Source organism: Kluyvera sichuanensis (assembly GCF_040930405.1).
Taxonomy (GTDB): domain Bacteria; phylum Pseudomonadota; class Gammaproteobacteria; order Enterobacterales; family Enterobacteriaceae; genus Kluyvera; species Kluyvera sichuanensis.
Window position 1 is genome coordinate 4,448,403 of sequence record NZ_CP162271.1, and the last position, 14,494, is coordinate 4,462,896.

A 14,494-nucleotide genomic window follows, 5' to 3' on the forward strand; every position below is an offset into this window, starting at 1 on the left:
TTATTTGAATTTTACGCGGTAAAAATTGATGGCCTTGCGACTCAGACGTACCAGCCGGTTGGCTTTTTTCTTTGCCGCCATTTCTGGGCGGGTTTGCGTCATCAGCCACGCCGCAGCCGCTTCGGCCGTGATGACGCGCTGGTCATGCGGGTGGATATAGGTTGGGTAGGCAATGAGAGTCTGGTAGATGAGATCCTGCAGCGTTAACGATCGCTGGCGACGAGCATTGGGGTGTTCATCCACGGTAAGCCCCCATCCGGCGTAGAACGGCTGGCCGTAGCAGTACACCTGCTTACCGTGCAGCAGCGCTTCAAACCCGGACAGTGAGGTCATGGTGTGGAGTTCATCGGCCTGCTGAATGCACTCGATAATATCGGCATCAAGCGCCACGCAGTCGGCAAGGCTCGTCATCTCTTCTTCAGTAATGTGGCCGGGACGGTTACCGGTGAGCACGTCGGGGTGCGGTTTATAAATAATAAATGCATCTGGATGACGCTCGCGTACGGTACGCAGGAGTGTCAGGTTGGTATTGATGCTGAGTGTTCCCGTCGCGATGGAGGCATCGTTCTCCACCTGCCCTGGAACCAGCAGCACCCGCTTATCCCCGGTCGCCGGACGCTGCCAGCGTTTACCGAGGTTATACTTACTGAGCTTATTCTTCACCAGATGCTGATGGAGTTGCGAAGCTCGCTGCTGCTGTTCGACGGTCAGGAGAGAGTGGCTGAGCAGCTTCTCCAGATCGCTGGGGCGAGTGGCATCGTAGTAAATCCCTGTCTTGTCGAGCACCAGCGAAAGCGGAGGTAACAGATCTGAACCAAGGCCTGATGAACGTAGAAAGCCATCTTCCATTCTCCAGATAGGGAGGTTGCCTTCTGCCGCCTTATCTTTCCAACGCGCCTCGCCTTGAATTCCCCAGACGATGCACGCTGTCGCCTCTTTGCTGCGGCGGGAGAAACTCACCTGATTATCCGTCGTGCGTAAAAAGGGCTTCACAACGCTGCTTTTCCAGAGCGTCATACCCGGCGCCCATAAATACCCTCGCCGGGCGAGTTGGTGGGTTCGATTCAGATGCAGATAGTCCAGCACGTCGAAAAGCGTGGCCCGTTCGCCGGCGTAGGGGTCAATATAGCGGGTGTAGCGGAGCCAGGCGGCGCTGACCAGCGCCGTTAGCGGTGCAGAACCACGCCGTGCGGCAAGCGCTGGCGCATCAGGGTGCCGATCGTCTGTTAGCCCCCATCCGGCATACCAGGGCAGCCCGAAACAGACAACACGTTTACCGGCCATCAGCGCTTCGATACCGTACTGCGACGTTGCGGTGTAGACCGTGCTGACGTGTTGCAGCAAAGACTGCGGGCTAACGTCTTCGATGAACAGCCGGATTCGTGGGTTGGCTGGCAGGGCGTTGAAATAGCCGCGTTTTTTACCACTCAGCACGTCGGGATGCGTTTTAACCCAGATTTCGGCCTGCGGATGCTCGCGACAGGCGCTGGAAAGCATGGTGGCAAACTGGTGTTCGTCTGCTCCGCCTAGTTTCACGGAGATATCGCCAAAGGTCTGGTCGATAACCAATACGATCTCTTTGCCCGTTGAGCGCTCTGAAAAGGGCGGGGCATGGTTATATTTTGAGAGATCGTAGTTGACCATCATGGCGATAGCGCGCAGCGCGTCGCCTTCCTGATAGGGGTCGGTGGCGGCTATCTGAATTAATTTTTCCAGTCGGCTGGGCGTGCGGGCATCATAGTAAATGCCCAAATCATCTACCACCATTGCCAGCGGCGGTGCGCCATTTACGCCTAACCCTAGCGAACGGGTAAAACCATCTTCCAGTCGTAGGATGGGAATACCGGCCTGCCGGGCCAGTTTGATGGGGCGCTGCGCCGAAGGGCGCTCGCCCCATACCGCGATGGCGCGAAGGCGGATTGACGCGAGGTTGCTGTGGGGCGTCAGCTTGATGCCGGGTTCACCGAGAAACGCCTCAAGGTGCGGCGTCTTCCAGAGGCCTGATGAATAAATGCCAATCATCCTGATTACATTCTCTATCGCTATGATGAGGTAGCGGCGGAATAACCCGCCGCTCTTATCGGGTTTTACAGATCCAAAATCACTTTTGCTGCAACGGCCAACTGGTAAAGGATGGTAGAAATGCCGCGCGTGACCTCGATGTTCTTCGATTCATATTTCGGCAGAACCATAATTTCATCGCCTGCTTTGATGGCATTAACATCGTCGGCGTTTAGCGCTTCGCCATCCTGGCGAATAACGATGATTTTCGACTGCCCGGACTTTTGCGTCAGGCCGCCGCATTTTTTAATATAATCATCAACATCAAGCTTCTCCTGCCAGCTGACTGCGTTGGGAAACAGCACCGAACCGTGCACCATCACCAGCGATGTTTTCTCTGGGATGGTGACGACGTCGCCATCCTCCAGCAGTACCGAATCGAGATTACTTTCATTGAGAACGACCTGGCCTTTGGGGACGACGCTGCGGGCTTTAGCCACAAATCGGCTCACCAGCTGTGCTTCCTGAACGCGCAGACGCGCTTCTTCCTGGGTGGCGGACTGAGAGGAGAGGGAAGCCTCTTCCAGCTTCTGTAAGGAGAGATCGAGCATCTCTTTTTGTCGCAGGGCGACGGACTGGCGATACAGCTGAATGCTGTCCATCCGCGACATGCTATTGGTTCTGATCTGCGATAGCACCTGCTTCATCGTGCTGCCGTAAGGCAGAACCAGCGCGTGCTCGCCGGAATGCGCGCCTTCAATGCGCACCTGGATTGTGCCCGCGTAGCGGTCGGAACTGATAATCAGCTTGTCGCCATCCTGCAGGCTTCTCCCGGCCGCGCTACCCAGCGGGTAGTATTCTGTCCGCTTGACCGTACCCTGCTGGCGTACGATGGTGAAGTGAGTTGAGCCTGGCTTAGGTCGCGCCCAGTTCAGGGCCTCCTGAACGGGAATGGAACCTTCAGAAAACTCGAAGTCGTAACCGTTATAAACGTCGCCCTCAACGCTAAAAGTCTGTTTTCTGGCGCCAACCACAATGGTATCGCCATCGGCAAACTGCGAGAGCGCCAGCGTGCCGTTAAGCAGAAAATCGTACAAATTGACGCGGGTACGCGTTGATTTCCCGCGTTTTATCGCGATATCAACGTAGCTGCCACGTTCGCTGTCCACGCCTCCGGCTTTGCTCAGATAAGAGAGCAATGAATCCGACGCCACGCCGCCGTACAGCCCAGGATTTTTGACATACCCGGTGACAAAGACTTTCACCGGCTGAGCCTGCAGCAATGAGGCATATACGTTGACGTTAGATTGGTACACCTCTTTTACCTTGGTGGTGACCAGTCTATTGAGTTGGCTGTTGGCGACGCCGGTGACTTTTAGCGGACCAATATTCGGCACAAAAATATTACCTTTAGGATCGACCGTCAGCGCGCCGTCGAAGGCAAATGCCCCCCAGAGGCGAACCTGTACGGTATCGCCGAGCCCAATTACATAGTTCGGGTTAAAGCCGATACTGGCACCGCTATCCGCAGACGTGCCGGTAAAGAGTTGGGCGCCGAACATCCGGCTATTGGAGGGGAACAGCGGCGGAGGCGGTGTGTTATCAAAACCGCTGGCGTCGGCGGCGCTACCGTTTTGCGGCGTTAGCACAGAAGGGAGCGGGGCCGCGCCGGTCAATTCAGGGTCTGCCGTTACGCCAACGGCAAAAGAGGTGCTCGATTGCAGTAACAGAAATAAGAAAATGAGTGTGGCTCGTTTCATAGAGAATCCGTTTCAGTGTTGGCGTTAGCGTCAGTCGCGATGATCTTCAATAATGGTCAGCAGTAATCGGGCTACCCCGTACAGCAGGCAGCAGACCAGCAGCCAGCTCATCAGCAGGTAAGGGACGTTGGGAAACGTCGACTCTTGTGCCAGTTGCGGGGTGCTGATGGTGGCGAGCGTTTTTAACTTTCTGGCGCTTTCTACTCGTGTTTTTTCAAAGGCTTTGAGCGCGAGCGCGTACAGATCGCCTTCAAAAACGGCCTGCGACTTTATCTCTTCAAAATCGGCCGCCATGCTGTTGAGCTTTTTGCCTTCGGGGGCGGTGATCTTGCTTTGTTCTTGATCGATTTGAGATTGCAAAGAGGTAATGGCGTTCCTGGCGCTGACCACCTGAGGCGCATCGCTACGCAGGTAGGTCAGTAGGTTGCGGAGATCTGCCTCCATCTCAATTTTTTTCGCCAGTAGCGTATTCACCAGCGTGGTAGCCGCCTCCGCAGAGGCCAGCGGATCCAGAATATTGTGGTTGTTCTGATAGGTGATTAACGCTTGTTTGCTGGTGTTTAATCGGGATCTGGCCTGCTGTAGTTGCTCTTCCGCAAACGTCATCTGTTCACGGGATATCTGGTGAGACAGTTCATTGATAAAGCGCTCCGATTCTTTGAGTACGGCGCGGTTAAATTGAAGGGCAAATTCAGGAGTAAATCCCTGCGTCTGGATGGTCAGCAGGCCATTTTTTTCATCATAGTTCACCGAAATACGCTGGCGATAATAGTCCAGCAGTCGTTCATTCGTGGTCTTCGCTGATAAGTGATAAAAAATATCTAAGCCGCTCTCGCCAAACGCCTGATGGAAATTCAGCTGCTTATCGAGAATATGCATCATATCCGGAGAATTTATATATTCTTTAAGATACAGTGAGTCTTCGGCCGATGAAGAGGTTGAACCCCCTAATAACAGGCCGACGTTCAGGCTGGCACTATCAATATCCGCAGGGCGTTTAACGGCCACTTTTGATTCGCTGACAAACCGCGGTTCGCTGAAGATAAATAGATAAATGAGCAGCAGTAGCATGGGGGCGGCGATCATCATTCGCCACAGGTGGCGTTGTATTTCAACGTGCTGCAGTTCGTTGGCTATCTTGCGATAGTTTTTTGCTGTTGCCAGTAATATCGCCGATATGCGCGGAGAAATTATTTTCATAGCTTCGCTGATTTAAACCTTTTTAATAGATATAAAATAGTTATTATGAATAATGGGTTTACCGTCATGCGTAGCGATAAAGATAGAAAAATAAGACATGTCAATTCCTTATGAATGTCATTGATTTATTATTTAAATGGCACTGTTATTGCGGATTTGCTTCGTGAATAAATTAAAAGTGAAGTAGTCTGTTTTATTCGAAGAGGTATTTTTAACACAGCTATTGAACTATCTCAATCCTGATGGAAAAGAAATGCGGTGAATGATAATAATCATATTTGAATATGTTATTGAATGGTTTTGAAATATAAATGGAGAATTTATTTTTGTACTAAATAAAAGGCGAATAACCGAAGTTATTCGCCTGATGAAGATTACTTGGCGATACGTTTGTACTTGATACGTTTCGGCTCCAGCGCGTCGGCGCCCAGCGTGCGTTTCTTATACTCTTCGTATTCGGTGAAGTTACCTTCGAAGAACTCAACCTTACCTTCATCCTGGTAGTCCAGAATGTGGGTGGCAATACGGTCGAGGAACCAACGGTCGTGCGAGATAACCATTGCGCAGCCTGGGAACTCCAGCAGGGCGTTTTCCAGCGCGCGCAGGGTTTCGATATCCAGGTCGTTTGTTGGTTCATCGAGTAGCAGCATGTTGCCGCCAACCTGCAGCAGCTTCGCCAGATGCAGACGACCGCGCTCACCGCCGGAGAGTTCGCCTACGCGTTTGCCCTGGTCGACGCCTTTGAAGTTAAAGCGGCCAACGTACGCACGGCTTGGCATTTCGATGTTGCCAACCTTCATGATATCCAGCCCGCCGGACACTTCTTCCCACACGGTTTTGCTGTTATCCATCGCGTCACGGAACTGGTCAACGGACGCCAGCTTCACGGTTTCACCCAGGGTGATGGTACCGCTATCAGGCTGTTCCTGACCGGACATCATGCGGAACAGGGTGGATTTACCCGCGCCGTTCGGGCCGATGATGCCGACGATAGCGCCTTTCGGCACTGAGAAGCTCAGGTCGTCGATCAGTACGCGATCGCCGTAGGATTTACGCAGATTGCTCACTTCAACGACTTTATCGCCCAGGCGTGCGCCAGGTGGAATAAACAGTTCGTTGGTTTCGTTACGCTTCTGGTATTCGGTATTGTTCAGCTCTTCAAAGCGTGCCAGACGGGCCTTGCCCTTAGACTGACGGCCTTTAGCGCCCTGACGTACCCACTCCAGCTCCTTCTCAATGGATTTACGGCGAGCCGCTTCCTGAGAAGCTTCCTGAGCCAGACGCTGATCTTTCTGCTCCAGCCAGGAGGAGTAGTTACCTTCCCACGGAATACCTTCACCGCGGTCAAGCTCGAGGATCCAACCGGCAACGTTATCGAGGAAGTAACGGTCGTGGGTAATCGCCACAACGGTGCCTTCGAAGTCGTGCAGGAAGCGTTCCAGCCAGGCCACAGATTCTGCATCCAGGTGGTTAGTTGGTTCGTCGAGCAGCAGCATATCTGGCTTTTCGAGCAGCAGGCGGCACAGCGCGACGCGGCGGCGTTCACCACCGGAGAGTTTTTCGATTTTCGCGTCCCAGTCCGGCAGACGCAGCGCATCAGCGGCGCGCTCCAGCTGCACGTTCAGGTTGTGACCGTCGTGCGCCTGGATAATTTCTTCGAACTTACCCTGCTGGGCGGCCAGCTTGTCGAAGTCGGCGTCTGGTTCAGCATACTTCGCGTACACTTCGTCCAGGCCTTTCAGCGCGTTAACCACTTCGGCAACGGCTTCTTCAACCGATTCACGAACGGTATGTTCAGGGTTCAGCTTGGGTTCCTGCGGCAGGTAACCAATCTTGAGACCCGGCTGTGGGCGAGCTTCGCCTTCGATATCGGTATCGATACCGGCCATGATGCGCAGCAGGGTGGATTTACCGGCACCGTTCAGGCCCAGAACACCGATTTTTGCGCCAGGGAAGAAGCTCAGCGAGATGTTTTTAAGAATATGACGTTTCGGCGGAACCACTTTGCCGACACGATGCATGGTATAAACGAATTGAGCCACGTTGGACTTCGCCTCTTTTATAGTGAATAGAGTTTTTCAAAGGCGAAGTGTAGCTGTTTTCAACGTTCAATCCCAGCAGGCAAATTCAGGTGTGCTACGTCGCATATAAAACGTAAAAAAGTGTTCATGGCGTGGCGTATTAGCCGATCAGTCGTTAGCATCAATTTATTACGCGGCATGATGCTGTACTGACGTAACGTGACAACGAGGAAGAGCTTGTGCAAAAAGCCAAACAAATGACGTGGCGTCTGCTGGCGGCAGGGGTCTGCTTGCTGACGGTGAGCAGCGTAGCCCGCGCAGATACCTTGGATCAGCAGCGAAGCCGCTATGCGCAAATCAAACAGGCCTGGGATAACAACCAGATGGATGTGGTCGATCAGCTGATGCCGACCCTGCGTGAGTACCCGCTGTACCCCTACCTGGAGTATCGGCAGCTGTCGAGCGACCTGATGAATACGCCAGCGCTGGCGGTGACCAACTTCGTGCAGGCCAACCCTACGCTTCCGCCTGCACGCACCTTAAGAAACCGCTTTGTGAACGAACTGGCCCGCCGGGAAGACTGGCGCGGGCTGCTGGCGTTCAGCCCTGAGAAGCCAGGAACGGTAGAAGCGCAGTGTAACTACTACTATGCCCAATACGCCGTGGGCGATACTCAGGGTGCCTGGGATGGCGCAAAAACGCTGTGGCTGACGGGGCAAAACCGGCCGAACGCCTGCGATAAGCTGTTTGGCGCCTGGCGTGCTTCTGGTACTCAGGATCCTCTGGCTTACCTTGAACGTATTCGACTGGCGATGAAAGCGGGCAATACCGGTCTGGTGAAAGCGCTGGCGTCACAGATGCCATCACAGTATCAGACCATTGCTACGGCGATTACCGATCTCGCCAATAACCCGAACAACGTACTGACCTTTGCTCGCACCACCGGCGCGAACGATTTTACCCGCCAGCTGGCGGCGGTCGCCTTCAGCAGCGTGGCGCGTCAGGATGTTGAAAATGCGCGCCTGATGATCCCTACATTGGTGCAGGCGCAGCAGTTGAATGACGATCAGACCCAGGAGCTGCGTGATATCGTCGCCTGGCGCTTGATGGGCAACGACGTGACCGATGAGCAGGCGCGCTGGCGTGATGACGCCATCATGCGTTCGCAGTCAACGTCGCTGATTGAGCGTCGTGTGCGCATGGCGTTAGGCACGGGCGACCGCGCTGGGCTCAACACCTGGCTGGCGCGGTTGCCGATGGAAGCCAAAGACAAAGATGAGTGGCGCTACTGGCAGGCCGACCTGCTGATGGAGCGCGGGCGTGATGATGAAGCGCGGTCTATCCTGCTGGCTTTAATGCAGCAGCGCGGTTTTTATCCGATGGTTGCCGCGCAGCGTCTGGGCGAACCTTATCCGTTGCGAGTTGAGAAAGCGCCGGGCACCATCTCGTCGACGCTGACCGGCGGCGCGGAAATGGCGCGGGTGCGCGAACTGATGTACTGGAATCAGGACAACACCGCCCGTAGCGAATGGGCCAATCTGGTGAGCAGCCGTAGCCAGACGGAGCAGGCCCAGCTGGCGCGCTATGCGTTTGATCAGCGCTGGTGGGATCTCAGCGTGCAGGCCACCATTGCCGGCAAACTGTGGGATAACCTACAGGAGCGGTTCCCGCTGGCCTATAACGATCTGTTTGTTCGCTACACCACAGGTAAAGACGTGCCTCAAAGCTATGCAATGGCGATTGCTCGCCAGGAGAGCGCGTGGAATCCGAAGGTGAAGTCACCGGTTGGGGCAAGCGGCCTGATGCAGATTATGCCGGGTACCGCGACCCATACGGTGAAGATGTTTAATCTGCCGGGCTACAGTAATCCTGTGCAACTGCTGGACCCGGAAACCAATATCAATATTGGGACTAGCTATCTGCAGTACGTCTACCAGCAGTTCGAAAACAACCGTATCTTCGCCTCCGCGGCCTATAATGCCGGGCCTGGGCGCGTGCGCACCTGGCTTGGTAACAGCGCCGGGCGTATCGATGCGGTGGCGTTTATCGAAAGTATCCCGTTCTCTGAGACTCGCGGCTACGTGAAGAACGTGCTGGCCTATGACGCTTACTATCGTCACTTTATGGGGCAGAAAGAGGATGTGCTTAGCAGCAATGAGTGGCAACGACGTTACTGATGCGTAAGACCTGTGTTATGCTTGTACTCGTTTAAGAGTACAAGCATAACATGGTGGCCCGACATGACCCAACAATCCCCTTATTCCGCCACGGTGGCGGAGCAGCGCAACCAGGAGTGGCTTCGCTTTGTGGAGCTTCTGCGTCTGGCGTATACCGATGAGCTTGCGCTGCCGTTACTCAATCTGATGATGACCCCGGACGAGCGTGAAGCGCTGGGAACCCGCGTGCGCATTATTGAAGAGCTGCTGCGCGGTGAGATGAGCCAGCGTGAGCTGAAAAATGAGCTGGGCGCGGGGATCGCGACGATCACCCGTGGATCGAACAGCCTGAAATCGGCGCCGGTAGAATTGCGCCAGTGGCTGGAACAAACCCTGCCAAAAACCTAATCAGCTATCCTGCAGGTTACCGACGATACAGGTCGTTATGGAAGGGGCTAAGCGCCAGCACCACCGCCTGATGATAGACGCTGCTGCGCGTGAGTACGCCCGCAGTGAATACGCCGATAGCGCCTTCTTTATTGCCAATCTTATCAATGCCGGTGTACTTCGACATCACCGGCCCCAGCGCTTCCCCGGCGCGAACCTGCTCAAGAATAGCTTCTGGCAGCGGTAGAGTGGCGGAGCGGGCTTCTCCGCGCTGTACGCCTCTCTCAATGACTACCCAGCTGAAGGTGGCGCCTTCATCGATCCCTGCCTCAATGGCGACCCAAAAATCCGCGTTCGGATGAGCCTCGCGCGCGTTGGCGACGCGGTTACGTGCGCCGGCACGCGTCTCACTGTTACCGAACGGCTGCTCAGGTACACCGGTATCGACGGAAACAGGAGTGATTTGGCAGGATCCTTCACCAAAAATCTGGTCAAATGCGGCAAGAATTGCCTGAATTTTGGCAGGATTGGTGGTAGCAGCGACAACTTGATGCATAATCTACACAACTCAGCTAATAAAATGTCATCGCAGTATAACGGATAAAAAACATGTTACAGGTATATCTTGTTCGCCATGGCGAAACGCAGTGGAACGCCGAACGGCGTATTCAAGGCCAGTCCGATAGCCCACTGACGGCTAAAGGAGAACAGCAAGCTGTACAGGTCGGCGACCGCGTACGCACCTACGGCATTACGCACGTCATTGCCAGCGATCTGGGCCGTACGCGCCGTACCGCCGAGATCATTGCGGATGCTTGCGGCTGTGGCGTGACGTTCGATGCGCGTCTGCGCGAGCTTGATATGGGCGTGCTTGAGCAACGCCATCTCGATTCGCTAAGCGCGGAAGAAGAGGCGTGGCGTCGGCTGGTGGTCAACGGTACGCCGGACGGACGTATTCCTGAAGGTGAGTCGATGCAGGAGCTGAGCGTGCGCATGCGCGCCGCGTTGAACGCTTGTCTCGATCTGCCTGCTGGCAGTCGGCCGCTGCTGGTGAGCCACGGTATTGCACTTGGCTGCCTGGTCGGTACGATCCTGGGGCTGCCAGCCCATGCGGAACGCCGCTTACGCCTGCGTAACTGCTCTATCTCAAGGGTGGATTATCAGGAAAGCCTGTGGCTGGCGCCGGGATGGGTGGTAGAAACGGCAGGGGATGTCTCGCATCTGGACACCCCTGCGTTGGATGAGCTACAGCGTTAACGACGAATCGGGATCAGGTACTCGCAGCGCAGTTGAATAGGCGGTTCCTGATTCCGGGCTTCATCCTGCGGGAAGAAGCGCTCGATATCCTGGCCCTTACGGCGCGTCAGATTCAGCATCGGCATGCAGGTGCCGTACAGGGTCAGGATAAACTCCTGCAGGCCCGTTCCCAGCCCTTCATAGGTAAACATCACGTATTCGCCGCCCTCAAGGGTCACCGGATGCGCGTTGTTGATATGGCCGTTTGCCAGTTCTGGCGTCAGCGCTGTGGTGTAGAACACTTCTTGCTCATCGTCTTTTTCCAGGCTTGGGCGCGGCTCATGCAGGCCGTAGAGCATTGGCGGAATTGACGGCGAGTTGCCGAGGAAGTCGGTCCAGAACTGAACGCGCATCTGCTGGCGGAAATCGGAAATCTCTTCCAGTTTACAGGTGTAGCTCTGGGTTACCCCTACCAGGTGGGTGGTAGGCAGCGTGATGAACTCGTACTGCGGCATCGCAAACTCACCCAGGCGCAGCGGCGGACGCATCCCGAACGAACTCCAGTCCGGAGAACGGCGGTACAGTGCAGGCGTTAACGCAAACTGCTTCTTAAACGCGCGGGTAAAGGTTTGCTGGGAGTCAAAACGATATTGCAGGGCAATATCCAGGATTGGGCGCGCGGTTAAACGCAGCGCAACGGCAGATTTAGACAGACGGCGAGCGCGGATATAAGCGCCGATAGCATGGCCGGTAACGTCCTTGAACATACGTTGCAGGTGCCACTTGGAATAACCCGCTTTTGCCGCCACATTATCCAGCGATAAAGGCTGATCTAAATGCCCTTCCAGCCAAACGAGGAGATCGCGAATAATTCCAGCCTGATCCATAAAATGCCCTCATCCTTAATTTCGTAGGTGCCTGTTACCAAAGTAGCGGATAATAGCATCTTTTGCTGTTTTAGCATTCAGTGTTTTTTTTATGCATAAGTGCGTTTTTACATTAGAAATAAGGCTGATTTTTGTAAAGCTGTGATCTTTAAATACTTTCCTGGCTGATGTTGAATAATTCTTCAATGCAATCGACGAAAATGGTAACAATATGAAATACAAGAAATTAATGGCTGGTCTGTTATTAAGTCTCTCTAGCCTGGGCGCTCACGCTGAGCAGATTGGTTCTGTTGATACGGTTTTCAAAATGTTTGGTCCCGATCATAAAATCGTGGTGGAAGCTTTTGACGATCCGGATGTCAAAAACGTGACCTGCTACGTCAGCCGCGCCAAGACCGGTGGCATCAAAGGCGGATTAGGTCTGGCGGAAGATACTTCCGATGCTGCTATCTCCTGCCAGCAGGTTGGGCCGGTGGAGCTTAGCGATAAAATTAAGAACGGCAAAGCGGAAGGGGACGTGGTCTTTAAGAAACGCACGTCGCTGGTGTTTAAATCACTGCAGGTCGTTCGTTTCTACGATGCAAAACGTAACACGCTGGCCTACCTTGCCTATTCCGATAAGGTGGTGGACGGTTCGCCGAAAAATGCCATTAGCGCAGTGCCTATTATGCCGTGGCGCGAATAACAGGGACGCTTTATGCAACAGGCAGTGGTCTGGTTAGTTGAAGATGAACAGGGAATTGCAGATACGCTTATCTACATGCTTCAGCAGGAAGGATTTAGCGTTGAAGCATTTGAGCGCGGCCTGCCCGCGCTGGAAAAAGCGCACCGCTGCCAGCCTGACGTGGTGATTCTCGACGTTGGGCTGCCGGATATCAGCGGCTTTGAACTGTGCCGACAGCTGTTGGCACGGTTTCCGGCGCTGCCTGTTCTGTTCCTTACCGCTCGCAGCGATGAGGTCGATCGCCTGCTGGGGCTGGAGATTGGCGCGGACGATTATGTGGCTAAACCGTTTTCTCCCCGCGAAGTGTGCGCCAGAGTCCGCACGCTGCTCAGACGCGTGACCAAGTTTTCTACCCCCTCGCCGGTGGTGCGCGCCGGTCATTTTGAGCTTAACGAACCGGCGGCATTGGTGAGCTGGTTTGATACGCCGCTACCGCTGACGCGCTACGAATTCCTGCTGCTGAAAACGCTGCTGGCCTCTCCAGGGCGTGTCTATTCCCGCCAGCAGCTGATGGACATCGTCTGGGCCGACGCGCAAGAGAGCTTCGACCGAACGGTGGATACCCATATCAAAACGCTGCGCGCTAAGTTACGCGCCGTGAACCCCGATCTTTCGCCGATCAATACCCATCGCGGCATGGGATACAGTCTGAGGATCCTCTGATGCGCATAGGCATGCGGCTGCTGCTGGGCTACTTCCTGATTGTTGCCGTGGCCGCCTGGTTTGTGCTGTCGATCTTTGTCCAGGAAATTAAGCCGGGAGTCCGTCGTGCCACGGAAGGGACGCTTATCGATACCGCTACGCTGCTGGCCTCGGTAGCGCGTGACGATCTGCTCTCTGGCGATCCGGCTCATGGCCAGTTGGCCAGGGCGTTTGAGCGTCTGCATAACTCTCCGTTTCGTGCCAATATCGGCGGTATTAGCAAAGTGCGTAACGAATACCATGTCTATATGACGGATGCGCAGGGGAAGGTGCTGTTTGATTCTACGGGGCAAGCCGTAGGGCAGGACTATTCTCGCTGGAACGACGTCTGGCTTACGCTGCGGGGGCAATACGGTGCGCGTAGCACGCTGCGGGATCCTGCCGATCCTGAAAGTTCGGTGATGTATGTCGCCGCACCGATTATCGACGGCGGGAAGACTATCGGCGTACTGAGCGTCGGGAAACCGAACGCCGCGATGGCGCCGGTGATCAAACGCAGCGAGCGGCGGATCCTGTGGGCGAGCGCCGTATTATTAGGGATCGCGCTGGTGATTGGGGCCGGTATGGTCTGGTGGATTAACCGCTCGATTGCCAAACTCACCCGCTACGCTGACGCCATCACCGAAGACCAGCCGGTGGCGCTGCCGTCGCTTGGCAGCAGCGAGCTGCGTCGGCTGGCGCAGGCGCTGGAAAGCATGCGCCTGAAGCTGGAGGGGAAGAACTATATTGAGCAGTACGTCTATGCGTTGACCCATGAGCTGAAAAGCCCGCTGGCGGCGATTCGCGGCGCGGCGGAGATTCTGCGAGAAGGCCCACCGCCCAGCGTGGTGGCCCGTTTTACCGATAATATTCTGCGTCAGAATGCCCGTATGCAGCTTTTGGTGGAAACGCTGCTGCGCCAGGCGCGACTGGAGAATCGCCAGGAGGTCGTGCTGGTGCCGGTGGCCGTCGAGGCGCTGCTGGCGCAAATTGTTGAAGCGCGCAGCGTGCAGCTTGCGGAGAAACACATTGCCGTGACCATTGATGCCCAGCCGCTGCATGTGGCAGCGGATGCCGCCTTACTGGAGCAAGCGCTGGGCAACTTACTGGATAATGCCATCGATTTTACCCCGGAAAAGGGGGCTATCACCCTGAGCGTACAGCCGCAGGGTGAGCAAGTACTACTTCTCGTGGCCGACAGCGGCAGCGGTATTCCCGACTACGCGTTGCCACGTATTTTTGAGCGATTTTATTCGCTGCCGCGTGAAAATGGCCTCAAGAGCAGCGGTCTTGGCCTGGCGTTCGTCCGTGAAGTTGCCCGGCTCTTCAAAGGTGAAATCACCCTGCGTAACCGCCCGGAAGGGGGCACTGAAGCCGTTTTAAGACTTCACCGTCACTTCACATAGCTTCAAATTCTCCCCACATAGCAGGCGTACTTTGC

The 14,494-nt window shown here is 55.0% G+C and carries 12 protein-coding genes; 6 read left to right on the plus strand and 6 right to left on the minus strand.

The genetic code is table 11. The features are described from left to right. The 4 genes from AB2B48_RS21250 to ettA all read right to left on the minus strand — a co-directional run bounded on the left by AB2B48_RS21250 (position 1) and on the right by ettA (position 7,003). The gene (locus tag AB2B48_RS21250) at positions 1-2,022 is read right to left on the minus strand and encodes a capsular polysaccharide biosynthesis protein (RefSeq protein ID WP_368300142.1); all 2,022 of its coding nucleotides are present in this window, start codon (positions 2,020-2,022) and stop codon (positions 1-3) included. A 65-nt stretch (positions 2,023-2,087) separates the two neighbouring features. Next, positions 2,088-3,761, minus strand: a complete 1,674-nt coding sequence (locus AB2B48_RS21255) for a polysaccharide biosynthesis/export family protein (protein WP_368300143.1) — start codon at positions 3,759-3,761, stop codon at positions 2,088-2,090. A 30-nt stretch (positions 3,762-3,791) separates the two neighbouring features. Further along, positions 3,792-4,850 (minus strand): capsule biosynthesis protein, encoded by a 1,059-nt coding sequence (locus AB2B48_RS21260; protein ID WP_185668309.1) that lies wholly within the window; start codon positions 4,848-4,850, stop codon positions 3,792-3,794. Between the two features lie 485 nt (positions 4,851-5,335). Next, positions 5,336-7,003 (minus strand): energy-dependent translational throttle protein EttA, encoded by a 1,668-nt coding sequence (ettA, locus tag AB2B48_RS21265; protein ID WP_185668266.1) that lies wholly within the window; start codon positions 7,001-7,003, stop codon positions 5,336-5,338. Between the two features lie 218 nt (positions 7,004-7,221). Here ettA and sltY point away from each other — a divergent pair, with 218 nt between their 5' ends. Together sltY and trpR are read left to right on the plus strand one after the other, a co-directional pair. Further along, entirely contained in the window at positions 7,222-9,159 is a 1,938-nt protein-coding gene (gene sltY, locus AB2B48_RS21270; protein WP_368300145.1) for a murein transglycosylase, read from the plus strand. A 63-nt stretch (positions 9,160-9,222) separates the two neighbouring features. Continuing rightward, entirely contained in the window at positions 9,223-9,546 is a 324-nt protein-coding gene (gene trpR, locus AB2B48_RS21275; protein WP_185668268.1) for a trp operon repressor, read from the plus strand. 16 nt (positions 9,547-9,562) lie between these two features. On the opposite strand, the gene yjjX is transcribed toward trpR, so the two are convergent. Next, positions 9,563-10,081, minus strand: a complete 519-nt coding sequence (gene yjjX, locus AB2B48_RS21280; protein ID WP_368300146.1) for an inosine/xanthosine triphosphatase — start codon at positions 10,079-10,081, stop codon at positions 9,563-9,565. Positions 10,082-10,134: 53 nt separating this feature from the next. Between yjjX and gpmB the strand changes: the two genes are divergently transcribed. Beyond that, positions 10,135-10,782, plus strand: a complete 648-nt coding sequence (gene gpmB, locus AB2B48_RS21285) for a 2,3-diphosphoglycerate-dependent phosphoglycerate mutase GpmB (protein WP_185668270.1) — start codon at positions 10,135-10,137, stop codon at positions 10,780-10,782. Here the strand turns inward: gpmB and robA are convergent. After that, complete coding sequence (robA, locus tag AB2B48_RS21290) at positions 10,779-11,648, minus strand: MDR efflux pump AcrAB transcriptional activator RobA (RefSeq protein WP_220440336.1); 870 nt, start codon at positions 11,646-11,648, stop codon at positions 10,779-10,781. The genes gpmB and robA overlap by 4 nt on opposite strands. A 211-nt stretch (positions 11,649-11,859) precedes the next feature. Between robA and creA the strand changes: the two genes are divergently transcribed. From creA to creC, 3 genes are read left to right on the plus strand one after another with little or no spacing between them, the layout of a single operon-like run. Beyond that, complete coding sequence (gene creA, locus AB2B48_RS21295; protein ID WP_185668272.1) at positions 11,860-12,333, plus strand: protein CreA; 474 nt, start codon at positions 11,860-11,862, stop codon at positions 12,331-12,333. A 12-nt stretch (positions 12,334-12,345) separates the two neighbouring features. Beyond that, positions 12,346-13,035 carry a two-component system response regulator CreB gene (gene creB / locus AB2B48_RS21300; RefSeq protein WP_185668273.1) on the plus strand — a complete coding sequence of 230 codons (690 nt, stop codon included), beginning with the start codon at positions 12,346-12,348 and terminating at the stop codon, positions 13,033-13,035. Beyond that, positions 13,035-14,459 carry a two-component system sensor histidine kinase CreC gene (gene creC, locus AB2B48_RS21305; RefSeq protein ID WP_368300148.1) on the plus strand — a complete coding sequence of 475 codons (1,425 nt, stop codon included), beginning with the start codon at positions 13,035-13,037 and terminating at the stop codon, positions 14,457-14,459. The genes creB and creC overlap by 1 nt, the downstream gene beginning before the upstream one ends. The last annotated feature ends 35 nt before the right edge of the window (positions 14,460-14,494 follow it).